Below are 23,436 nucleotides of genomic sequence, written 5' to 3' on the forward strand. Positions count from 1 at the left end.
GTAGACTCTCGCAATCCAAGCCCACTTCTGCATGGCGAACTCCTCACCTGTCTACGACTGGTTCCAGGAACGTCTTGAAATTCAGGACATCGCTGACGACATCAGCACTAAGTACGTGCCCCCGCACGTCAACATTTTTTATTGCCTCGGTGGGATCACCCTGGTCTGCTTCCTGATCCAGTTCGCCACTGGATTTGCGATGACCTTCTACTACAAGCCAACTGTGGCTGAGGCTTACACCTCCGTTCAGTACCTGATGTCCGACGTCAGCTTTGGCTGGCTGATTCGCTCCGTCCATCGTTGGAGCGCCTCGATGATGGTGCTGATGCTGATCCTGCATGTCTTCCGCGTCTATCTGACAGGTGGTTTCAAGCGGCCTCGGGAGCTCACCTGGGTGACTGGCGTCACCATGGCAGTGATCACCGTCTCCTTTGGTGTGACTGGCTACTCCCTCCCTTGGGACCAAGTCGGCTACTGGGCCGTCAAGATCGTCTCAGGTGTTCCAGCGGCAATCCCTGTTGTTGGTGACTTCATGGTTGAGCTGCTTCGCGGAGGAGAGAGCGTTGGTCAATCCACTCTCACTCGCTTTTACAGCCTCCACACCTTTGTGATGCCCTGGCTTCTCGCCGTGTTCATGCTCATGCACTTCCTGATGATCAGGAAGCAGGGCATCTCCGGTCCCTTGTGATCCAGCGACTCACGTTCAGCTGCACTCGAACACTCACTGGTCAATTCAATGCACATCCTCAAGAAGCCTGATCTCACCGATCCAAAGCTGCGCGAAAAGCTCGCGAAGGGAATGGGTCACAACTATTACGGCGAGCCTGCCTGGCCTAACGACCTGCTTTATATCTTCCCCGTTGTGATCCTGGGGACCATTGCCTGTGTTGTGGGCCTGGCAGTGCTTGATCCAGCCATGCTTGGTGACAAGGCTGATCCCTTCGCGACTCCGCTGGAAATCCTGCCTGAGTGGTACCTCTACCCCGTGTTCCAAATTCTGAGGGTTGTTCCGAACAAGCTTCTTGGCATTGCTTTGCAGACCTTGGTGCCCCTTGGCCTGATGCTCGTTCCGTTCATTGAGAGCTTTAATAAGTTCCAAAACCCCTTCCGTCGTCCAGTGGCGATGGCTGTTTTCCTGTTTGGAACCGTGACCACCATTTACTTGGGCATTGGTGCTGCTCTCCCGATCGACAAGTCCCTCACCCTGGGGCTGTTCTGAGTCGGATCACACACCTCCAACTTCAAACCCGGTCTTCGGACCGGGTTTTTTTGTGGCTAAATCTCTGCTTGCTCCTCTTCTGAGGCGGGGTCATGGTTGGGTAGAAGCTCCTCAAGGTCGAGGATTTCGACATCTTCGGGCCTGGTGCGTAAGAAGTGGTGCAGCAGCAAGAAGCCAACGATGGTCCAGGTTTGGTAGGTCCTTGATTGCTGCCCAACCCAAGTGCCAGTCGGTCCATCAAAGTATTCAGCCCATTGCTGCCTGGGTAACTGGTTGAGCTGACTCCAGTAGCTCTCTTCCAGTAGCGCCTTCATCTGCCCCATCAGCAGCACATCAGCATGGGGATGCCGCCGCTCATGCAACAGGATGGCGGCTCCGAAAAACCAGAGCAGGCTTGGCCAATGGCCGCCATTGTGATAGCTCCAAGGCCAGTTTTTGGGATCTGATCCGGTTTTGTTCTGCCATTCCAGGCCGTCCATCGGTGGATGGCAGATACGCATAGGCATCTGGGCCATTAAGTGATCACGGTTGTGCAGCACCAGGCGGAACAGAGCCCGTTGTTGTGGACTGGTCAGGAGCCCGAACAGGCAGCCGAGGGAATTGCCCAGGCTGTAGAAGCGAAAATCTGGACGTCCTGTCCGGATGTTTCCGATCAGGTAGCCGCCTCTGTTCTCAAGCCAATCCTGCAACCAGTCAGGAATCACCTGAGGCTGCACGTTGAATTCATTCTGGTGCTGATTTTCTCCGTATTGCTCGGTCGGCCGACGCCTCAGCACCTGCATGGTTTTGCTGGTGACCCAGTAGTGCTTGAGAAGGAATTGGCGCAGATCATGCACCCATTGCCTTGTCAGGACCAGGCGCTGATCCAACAGTCGACTGTCGTGGTGGCGTCGGCTCAGCTCCATCAATTTGATGCAACTGCGGAGGGATGCATACAGCAACACCTCCACCTCGAGGGGCGCACCCCAGACGTCCATTGGACGGTCAATCATGAACGCGCAATCCGGCACGAACAGCACCGGTGTGCCTTCGAAGGTGGGGTGAAGGACCAGATCCAACAGCAACTGAACACCGCGTTGCACTTTCTGACTGGAGCCAAATTCTTCGTCTCCACTCCGCTTCACGTAGAGCCAGCAGAGGATTGGCCACCAGAGGCTTGCATCCACGGAGGTGATCCGACCGATGGAGCGCTGGCCATAGTCCGCGATGAGCTCGTTCCCTTCCTCCACAAAGCTGGTGGGGAAGACCCCACGGGTCTGATACGTCGTGCTCTGGAGGTCGAGGCAGACCGTGAGGAAATGACGCACCTCGTCAAATCGCTTCTGGGTCAGCAGGTAGACCATCACCGGCACGTTGTCGCGCAGGAAGATCTCTCCATAATTCAGCGCTTCGTCATGGCTGGGATGTTCCAGAGCAGCAACGCTTCCAGCCACTGAACCTGCGACCTGGATCAGGGTTCGTTCGAAGTGCTCTCTGGCTTTTTCCACCACCTGGTCTTCCTTGGAGCTCGGCCGCACACGTTGGTGCTGCTGGCTGAAGCGTCCTGCCATGGCGCATGGTCTGTTCGTCCTATCTAGAAACTAGTGATGGCAAAGGTTTTGGGTAGTGGAAGCAAGTCTGGAGAAGTGTCGTGTCTCGAAGGGCTTGCGAGTTGGGTGAGTTGTGAGTTATGGTTTTGGACTGCGCGGGAGCCGAGAGGCGAGCGCGCGGACCACAGGTCTGAGGGCGAGAGCCTTTGGCGTCTGTGGTGCTTACGGCAGCGTCAAGGGAGCGATCCCACGGTGTTGTAAGTTCTTCAAGCGGCTGACGAGGCCGCGCCGCTGAACCACTCCTGAGAGGGAGTAGGGAAGCGAGAACCTGGACAATCGAAAAGTTTAGGAACTGACGCTTTTATCGCGTTCAGGGCCGAACCGAGGCTGCGAAGCTGAGGGGAAGTTTTGAATGAAGAGCGATAAAGGTGTGAGGTCCCGTCAACAATTTTTTAGTTGCAGAGAAGCATTGCGCTTACAGCAGCAAGGTTTTCACGAGCCTTGAGGTTGTCGGTGTGCGCAATGTGGAGCAACGACCGGATCTGAGATCCTGGAAAGTCACGAAGGAGAGATTCTAAGTGCACTCTTAAGAACCCTTTCTGTGTCAGCTGAAAGGAGGCTTCAACTGCAACCAGCAGAAGCTGAGATGTGGGTGATGCAAATCAATTTGAGATAGTGAAAGCCATCAAAAGGAATTGATCTACAACGGAGAGTTTGATCCTGGCTCAGGATGAACGCTGGCGGCGTGCTTAACACATGCAAGTCGAACGAACCTTCGGGTTAGTGGCGGACGGGTGAGTAACGCGTGAGAATCTGCCCTCAGGAGGGGGACAACAGCTGGAAACGGCTGCTAATACCCCATATGCCGAGAGGTGAAATGAATTTCGCCTGAGGATGAGCTCGCGTCTGATTAGCTTGTTGGTGAGGTAAGAGCTCACCAAGGCATCGATCAGTAGCTGGTCTGAGAGGATGATCAGCCACACTGGGACTGAGACACGGCCCAGACTCCTACGGGAGGCAGCAGTGGGGAATTTTCCGCAATGGGCGAAAGCCTGACGGAGCAACGCCGCGTGAGGGATGAAGGCCTCTGGGCTGTAAACCTCTTTTCTCAAGGAAGAAGATCTGACGGTACTTGAGGAATAAGCCACGGCTAATTCCGTGCCAGCAGCCGCGGTAATACGGGAGTGGCAAGCGTTATCCGGAATTATTGGGCGTAAAGCGTCCGCAGGCGGCCCAAAAAGTCTGCTGTTAAAAAGTGGAGCTTAACTCCATCATGGCAGTGGAAACTGTTGGGCTAGAGTGTGGTAGGGGCAGAGGGAATTCCCGGTGTAGCGGTGAAATGCGTAGATATCGGGAAGAACACCAGTGGCGAAGGCGCTCTGCTGGGCCATCACTGACGCTCATGGACGAAAGCCAGGGGAGCGAAAGGGATTAGATACCCCTGTAGTCCTGGCCGTAAACGATGAACACTAGGTGTCGGGGGAATCGACCCCTCCGGTGTCGTAGCCAACGCGTTAAGTGTTCCGCCTGGGGAGTACGCACGCAAGTGTGAAACTCAAAGGAATTGACGGGGGCCCGCACAAGCGGTGGAGTATGTGGTTTAATTCGATGCAACGCGAAGAACCTTACCAGGGTTTGACATCCTGCGAATCTCCTGGAAACGGGAGAGTGCCTTCGGGAACGCAGTGACAGGTGGTGCATGGCTGTCGTCAGCTCGTGTCGTGAGATGTTGGGTTAAGTCCCGCAACGAGCGCAACCCACGTCTTTAGTTGCCAGCATTTAGTTGGGCACTCTAGAGAGACCGCCGGTGATAAACCGGAGGAAGGTGTGGATGACGTCAAGTCATCATGCCCCTTACATCCTGGGCTACACACGTACTACAATGCTACGGACAAAGGGCAGCAAACTCGCGAGAGCTAGCAAATCCCATAAACCGTGGCTCAGTTCAGATCGTAGGCTGCAACTCGCCTACGTGAAGGAGGAATCGCTAGTAATCGCAGGTCAGCATACTGCGGTGAATACGTTCCCGGGCCTTGTACACACCGCCCGTCACACCATGGAAGTTGGCCACGCCCGAAGCCGTTACTCCAACCCTTGTGGAGGAGGACGTCGAAGGTGGGGCTGATGACTGGGGTGAAGTCGTAACAAGGTAGCCGTACCGGAAGGTGCGGCTGGATCACCTCCTAACAGGGAGACAAACAACGATTTTGATGTCTGAGTATTTTATTCTTAGGCCGAAATCCTGTCACCTTAGGTCGATCGGTACCTCAGCTTTGAAGTGACTAATTCAGCAGCGATGTTGAAGAGAGTCATGGAGATTCTTAGTTCCTAAACTTTGTCTAGGTCACACCCCATAAGGGATGAGACTCCTGGGCCATTAGCTCAGGTGGTTAGAGCGCACCCCTGATAAGGGTGAGGTCCCTGGTTCAAGTCCAGGATGGCCCATTCGGTGTTGGGGGTTTAGCTCAGTTGGTAGAGCGCCTGCTTTGCAAGCAGGATGTCAGGAGTTCGAGTCTCCTAACCTCCACTGACCGACTCAATCCCCATCTCCAAGATTGGAGTATGAGCTCGGATGGAGTGTGATTTAGATGTGTCCGCTGGATGACCCCAGCTTCCTGTCATTCCAAAGCAAGGAAAGATTTTCTTGATTTGGTTGATAAGATGCTGGGCTCGAGTTTGGCTGGTGAGAGATCATCAGCCAAGTTTGATGTCTAGCAGAACCTTGACAACTGCATAGGTGAAGTCTGGAAAGAATAAAGCATCTCATGGATGCATCATTCTTAATTGGATGATGTTTGATTCTTGAGCAAGAGCCGAGACTCCATGGCGTTCTTTTTAGTGTGTCGAGCACTAAAGAGTTTGATTCCTTAATTCAGCAATGAATGGGGAAGAATCCGTTTCAACGACGGTAAGCGTGATGGAGATTAATTGGTCAAGCTACAAAGGGCTCACGGCGGATACCTTGGCACACAGAGGCGATGAAGGACGTGGTTACCTGCGATAAGTCTCGGGGAGCTGGAAACACGCTTTGATCCGGGAATTTCCGAATGGGGCAACCCCTAGTACGGCCAGCTGAATCCATAGGCTGGCACGAGCCAACCCAGCGAACTGAAACATCTTAGTAGCTGGAGGAAAGGAAAGTAAAAACGACTCCCTGAGTAGCGGCGAGCGAACGGGGAAGAGCCTAAACCGATGGTTTCGACCATCGGGGTTGTGGGACAGCAATGTGGAAAAGGGATGTTAGTGGAAGTGTTTGAATGGCACACCACAGAGGGTGAAAGTCCCGTACACGAAAACTGAACTGACCTAGCTGTATCCCGAGTAGCACGGAGCACGTGAAATTCCGTGTGAATCTGCGAGGACCACCTCGTAAGGCTAAGTACTCCTGTGTGACCGATAGCGAAACAGTACCGCGAGGGAAAGGTGAAAAGAACCCCGGGAGGGGAGTGAAATAGAACATGAAACCGTGAGCCTACAAGCAATGGGAGCCCGACTAATCGGGTGACCGTGTGCCTGTTGAAGAATGAGCCGGCGACTTATAGGCACTGGCGGGTTAAACCGGAAATGGTGGAGCCATAGCGAAAGCGAGTCTGAATAGGGCGTTTGTCAGTGTTTATAGACCCGAACCCGGGTGATCTAACCATGGCCAGGATGAAGCTTGGGTGATACCAAGTGGAGGTCCGAACCGACTGATGTTGAAAAATCAGCGGATGAGCTGTGGTTAGGGGTGAAATGCCAATCGAACCCGGAGCTAGCTGGTTCTCCCCGAAATACGTTGAGGCGTAGCGTCTCGTGCTCCAGCAGGGGGGTAAAGCCACCATTTCGGTGCGGGCTGCGAGAGCGGTACCAAATCGAGATGAACTCTGAATACCCTGTGTGTAGCGAGGCAGTCAGACTGTGGGGGATAAGCTCCATGGTCGAGAGGGAAACAGCCCAGACCGCCAGCTAAGGTCCCCAAATCAACACTAAGTGATAAAGGAGGTGGGATTGCCCAGACAACCAGGAGGTTTGCCTAGAAGCAGCCATCCTCAAAGGAGTGCGTAATAGCTCACTGGTCGAGCGATCCTGCGCCGAAAATGAACGGGGCTAAGTGTTGTACCGAAGCTGCGGATTTATGGTAGGGGAGCGTTCTATGTGGGGTGAAGCGTTAGCGTGAGCGGGCGTGGACTGCATAGAAGTGAGAATGTCGGCTTGAGTAGCGAAAACATGGGTGAGAATCCCATGCACCGAAACCCTAAGGGTTCCTCCGGCAGGCTCGTCCGCGGAGGGTTAGTCTGGACCTAAGGCGAGGCCGAAAGGCGTAGTCGATGGATAACAGGTCAACATTCCTGTACCGGTTATGTTTTGGGAAGAGGGACGGAGAAGGCTAGCCAAGCCAGATGTTGGTTACTGGTTCAAGCGTTCGAGGCTATGAGGAGCGGCGAAAACGTTCCGAGCTGAGGCGTGAGTACGAGCTGCTACGGCAGCGAAGTTGGTGATGTCATGCTTCCAAGAAAAGCTCTATACCCGTTAAGGCATAACTGCCAGTACCCGAAACCGACACAGGTGGGGTGGTAGAGAATACCGAGGTGCGCGAGGTAACTCTCTCTAAGGAACTCGGCAAAATGGCCCCGTAACTTCGGGAGAAGGGGTGCCAGCGAGAGCTGGTCGCAGTGAAGAGTCCCAGGCGACTGTTTACCAAAAACACAGGTCTCCGCTAAGTCGCAAGACGATGTATGGGGGCTGACGCCTGCCCAGTGCCGGAAGGTTAAGGAAGCCGGTCAGCGTAAGCGAAGCTGGCGACTGAAGCCCCGGTGAACGGCGGCCGTAACTATAACGGTCCTAAGGTAGCGAAATTCCTTGTCGGGTAAGTTCCGACCCGCACGAAAGGCGTAACGATCTGGGAGCTGTCTCGGAGAGAGGCTCGGCGAAATAGAATTGTCTGTGAAGATGCGGACTACATACACCCGGACAGAAAGACCCTATGAAGCTTTACTGTAGCTTGGTATTGTGCCCGGGCTCTGAATGCGCAGGATAGGTGGGAGACGTTGATCTAGTGCTCGTGGGTACTAGGGAGTCAATGGTGAGATACCACTCTTTCAGAGCTAGGGTTCTAACGTTCACCCGTTATCCGGGGAGCGGACAGTATCAGGTGGGCAGTTTGACTGGGGCGGTCGCCTCCTAAAAGGTAACGGAGGCGCGCAAAGGTTTCCTCAGGCTGGTTGGAAATCAGCTGACGAGTGCAAAAGCAGAAGGAAGCTTGACTGTGAGACCTACAAGTCGAACAGGGACGAAAGTCGGCTTTAGTGATCCGACGGTTCTGAGTGGAAGGGCCGTCGCTCAACGGATAAAAGTTACTCTAGGGATAACAGGCTGATCTCCCCCAAGAGTTCACATCGACGGGGAGGTTTGGCACCTCGATGTCGGCTCATCGCAACCTGGGGCTGAAGTCGGTCCCAAGGGTTGGGCTGTTCGCCCATTAAAGCGGTACGCGAGCTGGGTTCAGAACGTCGTGAGACAGTTCGGTCCATATCCGGTGTATGCGTAGGAATATTGAGAGGATTTCTCCCTAGTACGAGAGGACCGGGAGGAACGCACCTCTGGTGTACCAGTTATCGTGCCAACGGTAAACGCTGGGTAGCCATGTGCGGAGTGGATAACCGCTGAAAGCATCTAAGTGGGAAGCCCACCTCAAGATGAGTATTCCCATGGGGTAACCCAGTAAGGTCACGGGAAGAACACCCGTTGATAGGCTCTACGTGGAAGTCCAGTAATGGATGCAGCGGAGGAGTACTAATAGACCGAGGGCTTGACCAACATTTGGTTCTTGCCTAAGAGACAAGTTTTATTCAATTCAGATGACATAGCGCAAGCTATGAGAACCTATGCAGTTCTCAGGGTTCACCCCTTGAGAATTGAAACTATCCTGGTGTCCATGGCGCTGTGGTCCCACTCCGATCCATCTCGAACTCGGTTGTGAAACGCAGCAGCGGCGACGATATTTGGGGGGTAGCCCCCTGAGAAAATAGCTCGATGCCAGGTAAAACAATTCTCTTTTTCTGATGATTGCTTGTGCATTGTTGAGCAATGCCTGCAATCATCCTCAACCGAAGCCGCTCCTGATGGGGCGGCTTTTTTTGTGCTTTCAGTCAAGGCGATGGCCGCGCAGCCATCACACATGGCCTGGCTGCGCAGTTCGCCTCAGTTCGACAGTTGTAGCTGTGAAAGCACTTCGTTGAGTGATCGGATCACGCAGTGATGGCCTGGATCCTGATCGGGGTTGTTGTCGCGAAGGCTAAATAGTGTTCTTAGTCCTGCCTCCTCAGCCGCATCGCACTCCGCCTTGTTGTCGCTGATAAACGTGATCTGCTGGGAGCGAATGCCGAGCTGCTTTGCGATGTTGATGTAAGAGACGCTTGCCTTTTTGGGGCCAGTATGGGTGTCAAACCAAGCGCAGAATAGATCTCTGATATCTCCCTCTGGTGTGTATTGGTAGAGCAGTTTCTGGGCATTGATGCTTCCAGATGAATACACGGCAAGCTTTAAGTCTGCCCTGTTCCAGCTGCGAAGTGCTTGCAGAGCCTCGGGGAAAAGTTCGGTTTGAAGAGCTCTATCTCGATATCCCTGTTCCCATATGCGTCCTTGCAGATCCTTCAGGCTGGTCGATTTCCTGTCGATGCTGATGAGGTGCTGAAAATAGTTGCTGATGGCTTGGTGGGCCGTGTCTTCCTCTTCCGTTGGAGATTGCTGTAAGAGCTTTTGGCTTATTTCGTCTTGATCAATCCGCCATTCCTGCCAGGCTTCTGTGATGACAGCCTGCACTTCTTTGTTGTGTGCATGCAAGCTCAGGTAGGGATCCAGTTGCTTTTTCGCATAGGGGAATAGCACAGATGACACAAAGCTGATTGGGCAGGTTGTGCCTTCAATATCGAGTAGTAGGTGCGTGGTTTGTGTCATCTCACCCTCAGCAACTGTTCTTTCCAGTACAGCTTCAGTAGGAACTCAAGGATTTCAACATGACGCCTTGCTTCGTTCAATGTTTCGCCCCAAGCGTAAAGGCCATGACCAGCGACAAGCAGGCCATAGGGTGCATCGGCCAGCAAAGGCTCAGCATGCTTGCACATCATCTTCAGGTCTTGATGATTGGCGATCACCGGTAGCTCAATGCAGGTGTTGTGGGTGGTGATGCCACGCAGGCCTTTCAGCATTTCCCATCCCTCGAGAGTGACGAATCCCTTGCTGACTGCGTGTTTGGACACAACCGTTGCGTTTGCCGAATGGGTATGCAGCACAGCACCACTGCCACATGTTTCGACAATGGTTAGGTGCATCAACGTTTCCGCACTCGCCTTCCCCAGGCCGCTGAGCACCTCTCCGTTGTGATTCACTTCGATCAGCATGTTTGCTTCGACTTTGCCCTTATCGACTCCACTTGGTGCCATCAGCAGGGTTGTTGGCTGCTTGTGCAGGACAACGCTGAAATTTCCGCCTGTGCCGTCGCACCATCCACGCCGGTGCAAATCCTGAATGGCTTCAATCAGATCCTGATGGGGCGTCACCACCGGCTGCGTCTCGCTTGCGATAGCCCTGATTGATCTCAGTGCTGACAGTTTGGGCACCAGTGGGTGCTTCTGCCCACCAGTTTCTCACGCTGGATCGGTGTGCCACAGACGTGGCAGGGCTTGCCTGTTCGCCTGTAAACAGCTGCCTGGCCTCCGTAGTTGCCATTCACGCCTTCTAAGTCTCGAAAATCGCTGAACGTGGTGCCGCCTGCACCGATGCTTTGTTGGAGTACGGCGGTAAGGCAGTCGCAAAGCCGATCGAGCTGCTCTCGGTTGAGTGAGCCGGCGGCGGTGTGAGGATCGATCCCTGCTGCAAAAAGGCTTTCATCGGCGTAGATATTGCCGGCTCCTGCCACAAGGCTCTGATCCAGTAACGCCGCTTTGATCGAACGGCTGCTGCCTTTTAGTCGTTGCTTTAAATAGCGTCCATTGAAGGAGTCGCTGAAGGGTTCCGGCCCTAGCTTCTTCAGCCCGGTGATGATTGCTTCAGCTGGCAACTCGGGGGGAACCCACCACATCTCGCCGAAGCTGCGCATGTCAATAAAGCGCAGTTCGTGACCGCTGGGGTCCCAGAAACGCACTCGTGTATGGCGGCAGGGCTCCTGCTGCTGTTCGCTATCCAGCCATAAAAACTGGCCTGTCATGCGCAGGTGCACGCCCCAAAGGCCTCGACTGGCGGTCTGGTCGCCATCGCTGTGGTCGTGCAGTTCGGCATAGAGGTATTTGCCGCGTCGGTGCCACCGACCGACCCATGCTCCTCGGAGACCTTCTGCGAACACAGAAGATCCTCCGGGACTGGCAATGGCCCTGTCCCGGAGGATTTCAACATCGTGAATCTGAAATGAACTGAGACGGTCTGCCAATCCGCGGCGAACCGTCTCAACTTCAGGCAGTTCTGGCAATGGCCTCAGGCCTTTTCCAGTTCAGCTTCAGCGAAGTTGTTGGTGTTGATGCCACCTTCTGAGCCGGAGAGGCCGTTGTAGTTCACCTTTTCAAAGCGAACCACAACTGGGTAACGGATTCCGGATTTGTCGATTGAGGCCACAGTGCCCACATCGTTGAACCAGTAGGACTCAGGGCGCTTGATGCGCACCTTGTCACCTCGGGAGATCGCCATCGCTGCGCAGGAACGGGATGCAATGGGACGATATCTCCGGGCGGGTGCTCCCACGCCGTGAGCGTCACACAATGTCGTTCGCCGTGGCAGCATCCAGCTCCATCTCTGATGCCGCTGTGAGTTCCAGTCTCAGTCCTGAGCCCCCCATGCTGCAGATGGATCTCCCTGATCCTGAGCGGGATGACATCAGCACGCTGGAGTTCCTTGAGCAGCTGGACCAGGCCTGGGCAGTCTGTGATCGGTTCGACCTCCAGACCGAGATCCTCAGGGGGCGCATCCTCAAGGCGGTTCGCGATCGTGAGAAACGCGGTGGCGAAGGTCGTGGTGCTGGCTTTCTGCAGTGGTTGCGCGAGCGTGAAATCAGCAAGACCCGTGCCTACAGCCTGATCCAGCTTGCTGAATCCGCCGAAGATCTGGTCGGGGGCGGCATGCTCGATCAAGAGAGTGTGAACCATTTCTCCAAGCGGGCCTTCCTTGAAACGGCGCAGGCGGCCCCGGAAGTGCAGCTGATGATTTCAGAAGCTGCCAATGAGGGCCAGGAGATCACGCGCAAGCAGGTGCGGAGGCTGACCGATGAATTCACGGCGGCGACCAGTCCTCTGCTGCCCGAGGAAATTCGCGAGCGTACCCAGCAAAATCTGTTGCCACCCAGAGTGGTGGCTCCGCTCGTGAAGGAGCTCGCAAAGCTGCCAGAACTGCAGCAGGAGGATCTGCGCAAGGTGCTGCGCGATGAGCCTGAACTCGACCGGATCAAGGATGTCACCAGTACAGCTCGTTGGATCACGAAGGCCACCGAGAGTGGTGTGGCCGTGCGTGCTTTCCAGCAGGGGGAGCTGGACCTTGAGAAGGCCATGCAGGAGGCGCAGCGCCTGGATGCCCTTGGATTGCTGGCCGATGCCGTTGGCCAGGCCCAAGCGCTTGAGTCGGCGGTTCTCAAGTTGCATACCTCCTGGCGTCGGTTGGGGGGGCTGCAGGAGCGTCTGTGGGTCGAAAGCGGCAGCAGCACTCCTTACCTGCGCGATGTGCTCTCGGCGCTGCAGAGCTTGAGTGGCGCGACCATGCGGGTCTCGTTAGGTGAACTGGCCGGTGGCAAGCGGGTGCGATTGCAATTGGTTGAGGAGTCGCCAGAGCAGCTGGAATCGCCGTTGGTCCCCTAGATGTAGTGGCCGTTAAGCTGAGGGCCCTATCGCTGGTGTGGTTTGGATCCGCTGCTGGCGACGCTGCATGACCACTACGGCTGGGATGATTTTCGGACCGGCCAGCGTCCGGTGATCGAAGCCCTCTTGGCTGGCAGGGATGCGCTGGCTGTGCTCCCCACCGGTGGTGGTAAATCGCTTTGCTATCAGCTGCCGGCACTCGTCAAGCAGGGGTTGGTGCTGGTGATTTCACCACTGGTCGCCTTGATGGAGGATCAGGTTCGACAACTCCGCAGTCGTGACATTCCTGCCGCCTGTCTGCATGCGGGGTTACTGCCGGAGCATCGCCAACAGGTCTGTCGTGCTTTGGTGGAAGGCGAGCTCCGCTTGCTCTATCTCGCCCCAGAACGGCTTCAGTCGGCGCAGATCCGGGAGCTGATCGCCAAGACGCATGCCCAAGGTCGGCTTGTGGCGCTGGCCGTGGATGAAGCCCATTGCATCAGTGCCTGGGGGCATGATTTCCGCCCCGACTATCGACGTCTGGGCGACGTTCGTGCCCTGTGTGAGGGTGTGCCAGTGGTGGCGCTCAGCGCGACCGCTGCGCCGCGGGTGCGAGCCGACATCCTTCGCCTGCTCGATCTCCAGCGTCCTCTGGTGCAGGTGGCTTCCGCCCAGCGGGACAATCTTCATTACGTCATGCGCCGACGTCCCAAGGATCCGTTGGATCAAGTGCTGAAAGCGCTGGACAACTCCCGTGGTGCCTCGTTGATCTACGCACGCACCAGGCGATCGGTGGAGCGCTGGGCCGTTCGCCTGGAGGCCAATGGGGTTGAGGCGATCCCCTATCACGCCGGTTTGGAGCCCGGGCGGCGTCAGCAAGCGCTTTGCCACTTCCTGGAGGCCGAGAGGCCTGTGCTGGTGGCCACGGTGGCCTTCGGTATGGGCGTTGATCGAGGTGATGTGGGGCTTGTGCTCCATCTCGATCTGCCGGCAACCCCCGAGGGGTACCTCCAGGAATCTGGCCGGGCCGGCCGTGATGGCCATCCTGCTCAGTGCATCGTGCTGTTCTCTCCGGGTGATCGCACCAGCCTCGGTTGGGCGATGCAGGCTTCATTGCGCCACGCGTCGGCCGATCAGCAGGCAGACCGCAGTCGCGTGGAACTGGCGCAGCAGCAGTTGCGACGGATGGAAGCCGTGGCGGAAGGTGAGATGTGCCGCCAGCAGGCGTTATTGCTAGCGGTCGGCGAACTGGCTGCGCCCTGCGGTCGTTGTGACCGATGTCAGGAGAGCCTCCCTCGTCATGATTGGTCGGAAGCGGCTCTCGCCGTGCTTCAGGCCTTGGAGAAAGACCATGGCACTGATCTCCGCAGCCTCAGTGACACTCTTGCCGAGGTTGAACCTCTGCGCTGGGGATGGTTGACCAGGCGGATGGTCCAGGAAGAGTTGATCAGCGAGAGCAATGACGGGGCCCAGAGGCTGTTCTTAAGGGACAGCGGTCGACGATTTCTGCGCCAGCCTTGGCCGCTGCACTATGTCGCCTGAGGGCAGGCTGTCTCAGGCGCCGCTTCCCTGGCGGCATCGGTCCTTGACAAGATCCTGCTCGTAGTTGCTTTGGGGTGCATTCCAGGTTTTCCAGGCGCCATTAGCTCCGGTGACGTTGATCTTGCGCGCTCCGCAGTTCACAGCGATGTACAAGGGCTTGCCGTCAGCATTGAGGGTTGGGGCTACATCACTGCCCGCCATGGTCTGCCAGTTGCTCCAGTCCACTTTCAGTGGGCCGTAGCTGCGCCAGTCGGCCTGATTGGGGGCTACCGATGCAGCTGGTTTGGTAGAGGCCTTGGCGATGAGGTCGGATTTGCTGGCTGTGGTGGCCGGTTGCACAGCAGCGTTGGGGGTGGCGCTGGTGATGGAGGCCTCTTCGACGGAAGAGGAGCTCGCTGTTTCCCTGGCAGAGGTGAGCTCATCCCGCGCTGGAGCTACGCCGGTGCTGATGGCTTCGTTGCTGGTGGCGTTGTTGTTGCTGGGGCTGGGTTCGATCACCGACTGGGTGCTGAGGCTGGTGGCAGCCTCAGAGGGTGCCTGTCTGAGCAGCAGCTTGGTGCCCACCTTCACCTTGTTGGGATCAGTGAGGCCATTGATGTCCACCAGGGAGGCAACCGGAACTTCGTAAGCCTTGGCGATTTGGGTCAGGGTTTGGCCGCGGGCAATCGTGTGGCTGTTGGCGTTCGGAACCGGATTGACCGGCACAGGTTTGGTTTTGGCTGCTTTCGGTTGGGGCAGTACCGCATTGCTGGGCAGCCGGAGCCGTTGGCCCACCTCAACATGGTTGGCATCGCGGAGATGGTTGAGGGTGATCAGATCTCTTTCGCTGACGCGATAACGGCTGGCAATTGTGCTCAGGCTTTCGCCACGGGCCACGGTGTGACGGCCGGCTCCAGCTGTGACTGTTGGGCCCGGCACCCTGAGGCGTTGCCCGGCTTCAACATGATTGGAGTTGCGCAATCCGTTCAAACGCATCAGCGATCCCACCGACACCCCGTAACGGTCGGCAATGTCGGAAAGGGTGTCTCCACTTCGCACCGTGACAGTGCCGCTGAGGGCCTGAAGCGGCATCAAGGCCGACAGGGCCAGGGCTGCAAACAGGGCTCGGCGCATGTTTTTATTTCCTCTCGGCAAACCATAAGGTGATTCAGCAAGGGCGCCAGTCCCGATTCAGCCAAGGATGCGTCGCATCAGATCCCGACCAAGCCGGTAGGGGGGGTAGCGCAGGCGCAGATCGAGGAAAAATGGCCGTCTCAACACTGAGCGTTCGTGGGAGAAGGTGCGGAAGCCTGCTTCGCCGTGGTAGCTGCCCATCCCACTGGGCCCCACGCCTCCGAAGGGCAGGTCTGGAATGCCCACGTGCATCACCACGTCGTTAAAACACACACCGCCTGAACTGGTGCCCATCAGCAGCTCGTTCTGCTGTTGCTGCTTTCCGCCAAAGAGATAGAGGGCCAAGGGTTTGGGCAGGCGGCGGATCCGTTCCATCGCCATGGCCAGATCGCGAACGGCGATCAGCGGTAGCAGCGGTCCGAACAGTTCTTCTTGCATCAACGGATCTTCAAGCGTGTCCACCGTCAGCACGGTTGGGGCGATTCGCCGGCTGTTGGCATCGCTTTCGCCGCCGATCAGGACCTGGCCATTGGCACGGGCTCCATCGAGAAGAGCCTCCAGCCGTTGATACTGACGGTCGTTGATGATCCGGCCGAGGTCGCTTGATCCCACTGGATCCGTTCCATAGAGATCGACTCGGGCCGCTGCAAGGGCTTTGACCAGGGGATCCCGCAGGCTGTCTTCAACCAGTAGGTAGTCGGGGGCGATGCAGGTCTGGCCTGCATTCAGCCCTTTCCCCCAGATCAATCGTCGTGCTGTGACGGCGAGATCCGCACCTGGCAGCACGATCGCGGGGCTCTTGCCGCCCAGCTCCAGGGTGACCGGTGTGAGATGCCGTGCGGCTCCAGCCATCACCTTGGCACCAATGCTGCCTCCGCCAGTGAAGAAGATGTGGTCATAGCCCTGATCCACTAGGGCAGCTGCTGTGGACCCGTCGCCTTGCACCACCCGCACCACCTCAGGGTCAAAGGCGCTGCCAAGCAGCCGCTCGATGAGGGCAGCTGTGGCTGGAGCCTGCTCTGAGGGCTTGACCACGGCGGTGTTGCCTGCCGCAAGGGCGCTGATCAGTGGTTGCAGGGTGAGATGGAAGGGATAGTTCCAGGGGCCAATGATCAGAACGCAGCCAAGGGGTTCGCGGATGACTTCGGCCCTGCCCGGTTGCAGCGGTAGCGGGACCGGAACCCGGCGTGGGCGCATCCAGCGGCGCAGTTGCGTGTCACAGAGCCGCAGCTCTTGCCGCAGGGCCAGCACCTCCACCATCCCTTCCGTTGTGGGTTTGCCCAGATCTGCCCGCAGGGCCTCGAGGATCTCGCCCTCGTGTTGATCGAGCAGGGCGCGCATCGTCTGCAATTGTTTGCGACGCCAGGCTTCCCCGCGGGTTGCACCAAGGGCGACCGGCCCTCGAAGCGAAGGCAAGTCTGGCAAGCTCTGGGGTGCAGGCGGTGAACTGAGCGTCATGGGCAAACCGTTACGGCGCCATGCTGGCAATTCATCCGGGCGAAAGGGCTGACGTCGGTCTGATCCGGGTCTAGCTATGGGATTGGCTAACGCAGAACGGAATGCAGCAGCCCTGGTGGAACGGCGCCGTGATCTACGAGCTGATCGTGCGCAGTTATGCCGACGGCAATGGCGACGGTATCGGTGATCTTCAAGGATTGGCTGGGCGTCTCCCCTATTTGCGCTGGCTTGGGGTGGATGCTCTGTGGTTGACGCCGATCTACCCCTCGCCCCTGCAGGACGGTGGATACGACATCACCGATTTCACCGAGATTCATCCCGACCTGGGGGACCTTTCAGCCTTCCATCGTTTTCTCACTGCTGCTCACAAGCACGGCATCAAGGTGGTGCTCGATCTGGTGCTGAATCACACCAGTACCTTGCATCCTTGGTTCCAGCGGGCCCGCTGGGCGGCTAAGGGCAGTCCTGAAAGGGATGTCTACGTCTGGAGCGATGACCCCCAGCGTTATGCCGATGCCCCTGTGCTCTTTCGCCATTTCGAATCTTCGAATTGGGAATGGGATGAGGTGGCTCAGCAGTATTACCTGCATCGTTTCCTCAGTCATCAGCCCGACCTGAATTACGAGAACCCTCTGGTGCAGGAGGCAATGCTCGAGGTGGTCGACTTTTGGATCGACCGCGGTGTAGATGGCTTTCGCCTTGATGCCATTCCCTTCCTCTTTGAAGAGGAAGGGTCGCGCTGTGAGGGCTTGCCGGCCACGCATACGTTTTTGAAACGACTGCGGAAACGGGTGGATGCCCACAGCCGGGAAGTGCTTCTGCTGGCCGAAGCGATCCAGCCGGTGGATGAGGCGGCTCCGTATCTGCAGGATGACGAGCTGCACGGGGCGTTCAATTTCGCTCTCACTGCCCATCTGTTTGCGGCCATTGCCAGTGGTCGTACCGAGGCTCTGCGCGTTTGCCTGGATGAAGCACAGGAGGCTGTGCAGGGTTGTCGCTGGGCTCTGCCCTTGCGAAACCACGACGAGCTCTGGCTGGGGGATGGTCACCTGGTCAGTGATGACGTGGTGCAGACCATCAGAGCTGGCTTGCATCAGGGCCAGGGGCATTGGCTCAACTGGGGCATCAATCGCCGCCTGGCTCCGCTCCTGAACGGTGATCCCGGTTCCAATCGGGTGCTGCATGCGCTGATCTACAGCCTGCCTGGAATGCCCTGCCTCTATTACGGCGATGAGCTGGGGATGGGCGATTGGCCTGGCTTACGGGACCGGGATCCCAATCGCACGCCGATGGCCTGGACCCCAGCGCGCAACGGCGGCTTCTCAACCGCACCTGACCCCTTACTGGTGCTGCCCTCGATCACGGCTCCTGGTTATCACCACCGGGTGGTGAACGTGGAGGTTCAGAAGCAATTGCAGGGGTCACTGCTCAATTGGCATCGCCGCATGCTCACTTGTCGGCGATTGCTTCCGGCCTTGCGGCACGGGGGGTTTGAGTTGCTGGATTGCAGCCATCCGGCAGTCATTGTCTACGTGCGAACCAGTGAGTCGATGACCGTGTTGGTGGCTGCCAATCTCTCGGCTGCCGGCGCCTCGCTTCGCTTGGATTTGAGCCGCTGGCAGGGCCAGCGCACACGGGAGGTGCTCTGGGGCAGTGAATTCCCTGAGGCGGATCAGAATTGGTTTGTTTATCTGCCTGCCCATGGCTTCAGCTGGTGGCTCATCGGGGAAGTGGATGAGGAAGCCGATCAGGAATCGGTCCAGCAGGACCAGTCGGTCAGTGCGCAAGGTTGAGGCTCTGCCCACCGGCTGCATACCCCTGGTCCTCCAGTAGCTCATTCACGAGAGGCACGAGCCGCTCGGCTTCGCTCTGATCCACCATCGCCAACCGGCAGCGTCGGGCCAGTACATCGGTCGCGCTGCGAGCGTGTTCGGAGTGGATGGCGTGATGGAGTTCGCCTCGGCAGATGGGGATGACCTCGCTGAGAGGTTGGCGATCGCTCTCGCTCCAGCCACCCACCAAGGCTGGGGCCCGCAAGCCGAAGTTGCTGTGCAGATGGTTGGCTTGAGCGGTGCGCAAGGCCGTGTTCGGAAGCAGTGCCTCTAGCTCCTGCCGTTGCTGGCTCAACAGGGCACTGGTCTGCCCGGGCACCGTGGCGGAGCCCAGCAGAGGCAGCGCTTGTCGGGGCGGCAACGGTCTTTCAAGTTGCGCGGCCACGGCCTCGAGCGTGTCGATTGCCATGGGTCTGCAGGTCGTCCACTTTCCCCCCATCACGCTCACCAGCCCGCTTGGCAGGGTTTCAACCTCGTGTTCACGCACGACCCGACTGCTGTTGCGGTCGTCGCCCGAAGGCCGAAGCAGGGGGCGGCCACCAGCCCAGCAGCTGCCGACGCTGAGGTCGCTGAGCTGGGGAAACCAACGACGCACATAAGCGAGCAGATACTCCTGCTCCTCGGCGGAGGGAGCTGAGGCGGTCGCGATGTCACAGGCCGTGTCGGTGGTGCCGACAAGGGTTCGGCCAAAGAACGGCAGCATGAACAGCACCCGACCGTCATCGGTGGCGGGCAGCAGCAGGCCGACTCCCTCCGGGCAGAGGTTGGCCTTCAGCACCAGGTGCACGCCTCTGCTGGTGAGCATGCGCTCTGCTAAGTCGGGATCGGCCATGCGCCGGATTGCGTCGGATTGCATGCCTGTGGCATTGACCACCACCCGCGCGCTCCAACGTTGTTCTCGGCCATCAGCCGTGAGGCTGATTGCACCGCAAATGCGTCCTTCAGGGGTCTTCTCCAGCTTGGTCACACGGCAACCTGTGTGGAGCTGAGCACCGGCTTGTTCGGCGCTGAGTGCCAGTAGAAGGTTGAGACGGGCATCGTCGAATTGCCCATCGCTGTAGGCGACGCCACCATTGAGCCCAGGCTTCAGCAACGGAAGAGCCTGTTCAAGTTGCGCTTTGGACAGCCAGCGACTGGCGCCGATGCCTGTGCGCCCTGCCAGGGCGTCATAAAGGCCCAGCCCAATCCGGTAATAACCCTGTCCCACCACGTTGGTGGTTGGTAGGGCTAGCTCGAGTCTGTGGGCTAGAAACGGAACCTGTTCTAACCAGTGGCCGCGTTCCAATAGGGCTTCGCGCACCAGGCGAAACTGGGCCGGGTCGGCGGTTTTGAAGGCCAGTTCTAGATAGCGCACCCCGCCGTGCAGCAGCTTGGTGCTGCGGCAACTCGTGCCAGCGCCGATGTCGGCTCCTTCCAGTAGGGCGACCCGAAGGCCGCGGCACACGGCTTCATAGGCCACGCTGGCGCCACTGGCACCCCCACCGATGATCAAAAGGTCGAGGGGGTCGCTCATCCCTGCCCTCCTTCGCTCCAGTGCAGGCTGCGGCGCACGGCCTCATCCCAGCGTTCGCACCAGCGCTGACGCTGGTTGCTGTCGAGGCCGGGCTTGAACAGGTCTCCTCCTTCCATCTTGGCGGGTACCAGGTCGCGCAGATCTGCAATCACCCCGGCCTCTGCACCTGCCAGAAGGGCGACGCCCCGTGCTGTGCTCTCGAGGCTGGCAGGACGTCTCACCCGCAGGCCGGTGCTGTCGGCTTGGGCCTGCAGCAAGGGATCGGAAGCGGCAGCACCGCCATCCACAGCCAGTTCCCCCAGGCCATGGCCAATCGATTGTTCGGCTAGCTGCACGAGGCTGGCCACTGACAGAGCAATCCCTTCCAGGGCCGCGCGGGCGATGTGACCAGGTTGGCTGTCGCGGGTCAGGCCGATGAGGAGGCCACGTGCGCTGGGGTCCCAGTGGGGCGTGCCCCAACCGGTGAATGCGGGCACCAACATCACCCCTGCCGCAGAGTCGACGCTGGCGGCTAGCGCATTGATCTCAGCGGCTTCACGAATCAGTCCCAAGCCATCCCGCAGCCACTGCACCACGGTGCCCGCATTGAACAGGCTTCCCTCCAGGCAGTACGTGGGGGTGCCGTCGGCATCGGTCCAGGCCAGCGTGGTGAGCAGTCCAGCATTGGATCGGCGCAGCTCTGAACCGGTATTCACCACCAGGAACGCCCCAGTGCCATAGGTGCATTTCGCTTCCCCCGGTTCGAGGCAGAGCTGGCCGAGGGTGGCGGCCTGCTGATCTCCCAGCAGGGCTCTGATCGGAACGCCGGCAAAGGGCAGCCCCTCGCTGATGGCTCCGAAGTCACCGCGGCACGGCACCAGCTCGGGCAGGGCTGAACTCGGCAAGGTCACTGCATCACAGAACGCCTCCATCCATTGGCGCTGTTCCAAATCCATCAGGAGGGTCCGACTGGCATTGCTCATGTCTGAGTAGTGCAGGCGTCTGCCACTGAGATGCCAGAGAAGCCAGCTTTCGACGGTGCCAAAGCAGAGGTCGTGGCGCTCTGCGGCAGCGCGGGCTGTTGGTTCATGCAGCAGCAGCCAGCGAATCTTGCTTGCGCTGAAATAGGGGTCAAGTAACAGGCCTGTGCGGTGGCACCAGTTGGCTTCGAGGCCTTGATCTTTCCACTGACGACAGATCTCGACGGTGCGTCCGTCTTGCCAGACCAGGGCTGGGCCGCACGGGGCTCCGTTACTGCGTTGCCACAGCAGCGTGGTTTCCCTCTGGTTGGTGATGCCACAGCAGGTCACAGACCGACGCTGCTCGTCAGTCAGCGTTGCCTCGAGCTGTGCCATGGCCTGGCGCTGGCTCTCCCAGATTGCCAAGGGATCCTGTTCCACCCAGCCATCGGCGGGATAGCGGATCGCGAGGGGGGCAGAAGCGCTTGCCACCAGCGTTCCACTGCTGTCAAACAGGGCTGCACGCGAACTGCTGGTTCCCTGGTCTAGCGCCAGGAGGAGAGGCGTTGCTGCCATGGCCGACTCGTTTTTCAAGTGCTAGCGGTGGGGCACGCTCCTGCAAAGGGGGTTGGCTTTGAGTGATGCGTTTGCACTACCACCTGCTTGGGTCTCGGATGCCGTGGTCTATCAGGTGTTCCCCGATCGTTTTCGGCGCGCTGAGGTGACGCCGATCGCGTCTCAGCAGCGACAGGTGGCTGGGCTGCAGTGGCAGCCCTGGGGAAGCGATCCCATGCTCCAGGGCTTTCAAGGTGGTGATCTCTGGGGCGTGATCGAAAGCCTTGATCACCTGCAGGGACTGGGCGTGACCTGTCTGTACCTCACACCGATCTTCGCCTCGGCCGCCAATCACCGCTACCACGCCTACGACTACCTCAAGGTGGATCCGCTGCTTGGGGGTGATCAGGCCTTCGATGCATTGCTGGCGGAGCTGCATCGCCGCGGGATGCGCTTGATCCTGGATGGCGTGTTCAACCATTGCGGCCGTGGCTTTTGGGCGTTTCACCATTTACTGGAAAACGGCATCACGTCTCCTTATCGGGATTGGTTTCACATCCACCACTGGCCCATGCATCCCTATCCCCGCGCCGGAGAGTCGTGCGGATACAGCTGTTGGTGGAATGATCCGGCCCTGCCCAAGTTCAATCACGCGCATCCTCCGGTGCAGGATTTTCTCTTGCAAGTGGGACGCCATTGGCTCGAGCGAGGCATTGATGGCTGGCGACTGGATGTGCCTGATGAGGTTCCTTCTGGGTTCTGGATTTCATTTCGGCGCATGGTGCGATCGGTCAATCCGGAGGCCTGGATTGTTGGGGAGATCTGGGGTGATGCGGTCCCTTGGTTGCAAGGGGATCAGTTCGACGGTGTGATGAACTATCGCCTCGGTTGGAGCAGTCTTTGCTGGGCCGCGGCAGGACGATTGTCAGAGGCCTACAACAACCCTCAATACCCGCTGGAGCCGCTTGACGCTGATGCGCTGCTCGCGATTTGGACGGCCACCCAAGACAGCTGCCGGCCTGAGGTCAACACTGCCCAGCTGAACCTGCTTGATAGTCATGATGTCCCCAGGGCATTGCACACGCTTAAGGGAGATGCAGCCGCGTTGCGCCTGGCCCTGTTGTTGTTGATCCTGCAGCCTGGAGCGCCCTGTATCTATTACGGCACTGAAGCAGGATTGCAGGGTGGTGAGGAGCCTGGGTGCCGCGAAGCCATGCCTTGGGGGCAGCCCTGGCCGCATGACTTGTGCTCTGCGATCCAGGCGTTTTTGCAGTTGCGTCGTCGCTTCCCCATCCTCAGGAAGGGCGGATTGTGTTGGCATCCTCAGGGCCGCGATGGGCTGATCGGTCTCGCCCCCGGCTTGGCGGTTGCCCTCAACCGCAGTCGGCAGCGGGTCCTGACTCTGGATTCTCAGCTTGTGCGTCAGGCATCAGACGCAACTTTCGACTGTGAGTTGCTGATCGGGGACGTTGGGCCTTCACCCTTGACACTGTCTCCGCAATCGGCGGTGCTGTTGAGCCAAGGCACAGGAAGCTCAGGCTGTTTGGACTGACGACATCCAGGCGATGGCTCAGATCTTGGCTGTCGGCATGGACGCCATCAACCCGAACCTTGCGTTGCCACTGACGCGAGACAAGGGGCAAACGCTTCAACGGCCATGCCTCACGCAAGCCATTTGAATCACTCAACAAGAGCCACCCCCGGTGCCAGGGGGTGGAGAAGAAGCCCTTGTCGAGACTTGAACTCGAGACCTCTCCCTTACCAAGGGAGTGCTCTACCGCTGAGCTACAAGGGCATGTGGAGGATGGGCCGGGTTGGATTTGAACCAACGTAGGCAGAGCCAGCGGATTTACAGTCCGCCCCCATTAACCACTCGGGCACCGACCCGAACCACACCAAGAGAATTTACCAGCCGGCCTGCCGTTTTCTTCGTTGATCAGGGC

General features: G+C 58.3%; 15 protein-coding genes, 4 tRNA genes and 3 rRNA genes. 11 read left to right on the plus strand and 11 right to left on the minus strand.

What is annotated here, in order from left to right:
• Positions 1-31: 31 nt before the first annotated feature.
• Together petB and petD are read left to right on the plus strand one after the other, a co-directional pair.
• Positions 32-688 carry a cytochrome b6 gene (petB, locus tag SIB72_RS07070; RefSeq protein ID WP_115016368.1) on the plus strand — a complete coding sequence of 219 codons (657 nt, stop codon included), beginning with the start codon at positions 32-34 and terminating at the stop codon, positions 686-688.
• A gap of 48 nt (positions 689-736) precedes the next feature.
• Positions 737-1,219, plus strand: coding sequence for a cytochrome b6-f complex subunit IV (gene petD / locus SIB72_RS07075; protein WP_115016366.1), 483 nt, complete (start codon positions 737-739; stop codon positions 1,217-1,219).
• A gap of 56 nt (positions 1,220-1,275) precedes the next feature.
• Here the strand turns inward: petD and SIB72_RS07080 are convergent, their stop codons facing one another.
• Entirely contained in the window at positions 1,276-2,769 is a 1,494-nt protein-coding gene (locus tag SIB72_RS07080) for a glycoside hydrolase 100 family protein (RefSeq protein ID WP_115016364.1), read from the minus strand.
• 681 nt (positions 2,770-3,450) lie between these two features.
• Here SIB72_RS07080 and SIB72_RS07085 point away from each other — a divergent pair.
• From SIB72_RS07085 to rrf, 5 genes are all read left to right on the plus strand, one after another.
• Positions 3,451-4,935, plus strand: a 16S ribosomal RNA gene (locus SIB72_RS07085).
• Positions 4,936-5,119: 184 nt separating this feature from the next.
• Positions 5,120-5,193, plus strand: a tRNA-Ile gene (locus SIB72_RS07090).
• 9 nt (positions 5,194-5,202) lie between these two features.
• A tRNA-Ala gene (locus tag SIB72_RS07095) sits at positions 5,203-5,275 on the plus strand.
• 403 nt (positions 5,276-5,678) lie between these two features.
• Positions 5,679-8,544 (plus strand): 23S ribosomal RNA (locus tag SIB72_RS07100).
• 108 nt (positions 8,545-8,652) lie between these two features.
• Positions 8,653-8,769 (plus strand): 5S ribosomal RNA (rrf, locus tag SIB72_RS07105).
• The 16S, 23S and 5S rRNA genes sit together here with 2 tRNA genes alongside, the layout of an rRNA operon.
• A 159-nt stretch (positions 8,770-8,928) precedes the next feature.
• Here the strand turns inward: rrf and mtnC are convergent.
• Genes mtnC through SIB72_RS07125 form a run of 4 tightly spaced genes read right to left on the minus strand, consistent with a single transcriptional unit; the run spans position 8,929 to position 11,406 of the window.
• A complete protein-coding gene (gene mtnC, locus SIB72_RS07110; RefSeq protein WP_115121013.1) occupies positions 8,929-9,684 on the minus strand; it encodes an acireductone synthase in 756 nt (251 codons plus the stop codon).
• Positions 9,681-10,286, minus strand: a complete 606-nt coding sequence (gene mtnB, locus SIB72_RS07115; RefSeq protein ID WP_413743452.1) for a methylthioribulose 1-phosphate dehydratase — start codon at positions 10,284-10,286, stop codon at positions 9,681-9,683. Before mtnB ends, mtnC begins: the two co-directional genes overlap by 4 nt.
• A gap of 38 nt (positions 10,287-10,324) precedes the next feature.
• Positions 10,325-11,191 (minus strand): DNA-formamidopyrimidine glycosylase, encoded by an 867-nt coding sequence (locus tag SIB72_RS07120; protein ID WP_413743453.1) that lies wholly within the window; start codon positions 11,189-11,191, stop codon positions 10,325-10,327.
• A gap of 5 nt (positions 11,192-11,196) precedes the next feature.
• A complete protein-coding gene (locus SIB72_RS07125; RefSeq protein ID WP_115121015.1) occupies positions 11,197-11,406 on the minus strand; it encodes a photosystem I reaction center subunit IV in 210 nt (69 codons plus the stop codon).
• A gap of 71 nt (positions 11,407-11,477) precedes the next feature.
• On the opposite strand from SIB72_RS07125, the gene SIB72_RS07130 reads away from it, so the two are divergent.
• Together SIB72_RS07130 and SIB72_RS07135 are read left to right on the plus strand one after the other, a co-directional pair.
• Complete coding sequence (locus tag SIB72_RS07130; protein WP_413743454.1) at positions 11,478-12,563, plus strand: hypothetical protein; 1,086 nt, start codon at positions 11,478-11,480, stop codon at positions 12,561-12,563.
• Between the two features lie 42 nt (positions 12,564-12,605).
• On the plus strand, positions 12,606-14,084 hold the full coding sequence (locus tag SIB72_RS07135; RefSeq protein WP_413743455.1) for a RecQ family ATP-dependent DNA helicase: 1,479 nt from the start codon (positions 12,606-12,608) through the stop codon (positions 14,082-14,084).
• Positions 14,085-14,096: 12 nt separating this feature from the next.
• Here the strand turns inward: SIB72_RS07135 and SIB72_RS07140 are convergent, their stop codons facing one another.
• Together SIB72_RS07140 and SIB72_RS07145 are read right to left on the minus strand one after the other, a co-directional pair.
• On the minus strand, positions 14,097-15,197 hold the full coding sequence (locus SIB72_RS07140; RefSeq protein ID WP_413743456.1) for a LysM peptidoglycan-binding domain-containing protein: 1,101 nt from the start codon (positions 15,195-15,197) through the stop codon (positions 14,097-14,099).
• Between the two features lie 57 nt (positions 15,198-15,254).
• Positions 15,255-16,655 (minus strand): aldehyde dehydrogenase family protein, encoded by a 1,401-nt coding sequence (locus SIB72_RS07145; RefSeq protein WP_413743457.1) that lies wholly within the window; start codon positions 16,653-16,655, stop codon positions 15,255-15,257.
• Between the two features lie 101 nt (positions 16,656-16,756).
• Between SIB72_RS07145 and SIB72_RS07150 the strand changes: the two genes are divergently transcribed.
• Positions 16,757-18,448 (plus strand): alpha-amylase family protein, encoded by a 1,692-nt coding sequence (locus SIB72_RS07150; RefSeq protein WP_115121019.1) that lies wholly within the window; start codon positions 16,757-16,759, stop codon positions 18,446-18,448.
• Here the strand turns inward: SIB72_RS07150 and SIB72_RS07155 are convergent.
• On the minus strand, positions 18,432-20,000 hold the full coding sequence (locus SIB72_RS07155; protein ID WP_413743458.1) for a glycerol-3-phosphate dehydrogenase/oxidase: 1,569 nt from the start codon (positions 19,998-20,000) through the stop codon (positions 18,432-18,434). The genes SIB72_RS07150 and SIB72_RS07155 overlap by 17 nt on opposite strands.
• Complete coding sequence (gene glpK, locus SIB72_RS07160; RefSeq protein WP_413743459.1) at positions 19,997-21,514, minus strand: glycerol kinase GlpK; 1,518 nt, start codon at positions 21,512-21,514, stop codon at positions 19,997-19,999. Before glpK ends, SIB72_RS07155 begins: the two co-directional genes overlap by 4 nt.
• A gap of 52 nt (positions 21,515-21,566) precedes the next feature.
• On the opposite strand from glpK, the gene SIB72_RS07165 reads away from it, so the two are divergent.
• Positions 21,567-23,045, plus strand: coding sequence for a glycoside hydrolase family 13 protein (locus SIB72_RS07165; protein WP_413743460.1), 1,479 nt, complete (start codon positions 21,567-21,569; stop codon positions 23,043-23,045).
• Positions 23,046-23,216: 171 nt separating this feature from the next.
• On the opposite strand, the gene SIB72_RS07170 is transcribed toward SIB72_RS07165, so the two are convergent.
• Positions 23,217-23,288, minus strand: a tRNA-Thr gene (locus SIB72_RS07170).
• A gap of 10 nt (positions 23,289-23,298) precedes the next feature.
• Positions 23,299-23,380 (minus strand) — tRNA-Tyr (locus SIB72_RS07175).
• Positions 23,381-23,436: the final 56 nt, after the last annotated feature.

Origin of the sequence: Synechococcus sp. MIT S9451, from assembly GCF_047304725.1 — a bacterium.
GTDB lineage: Bacteria > Cyanobacteriota > Cyanobacteriia > PCC-6307 > Cyanobiaceae > Synechococcus_C.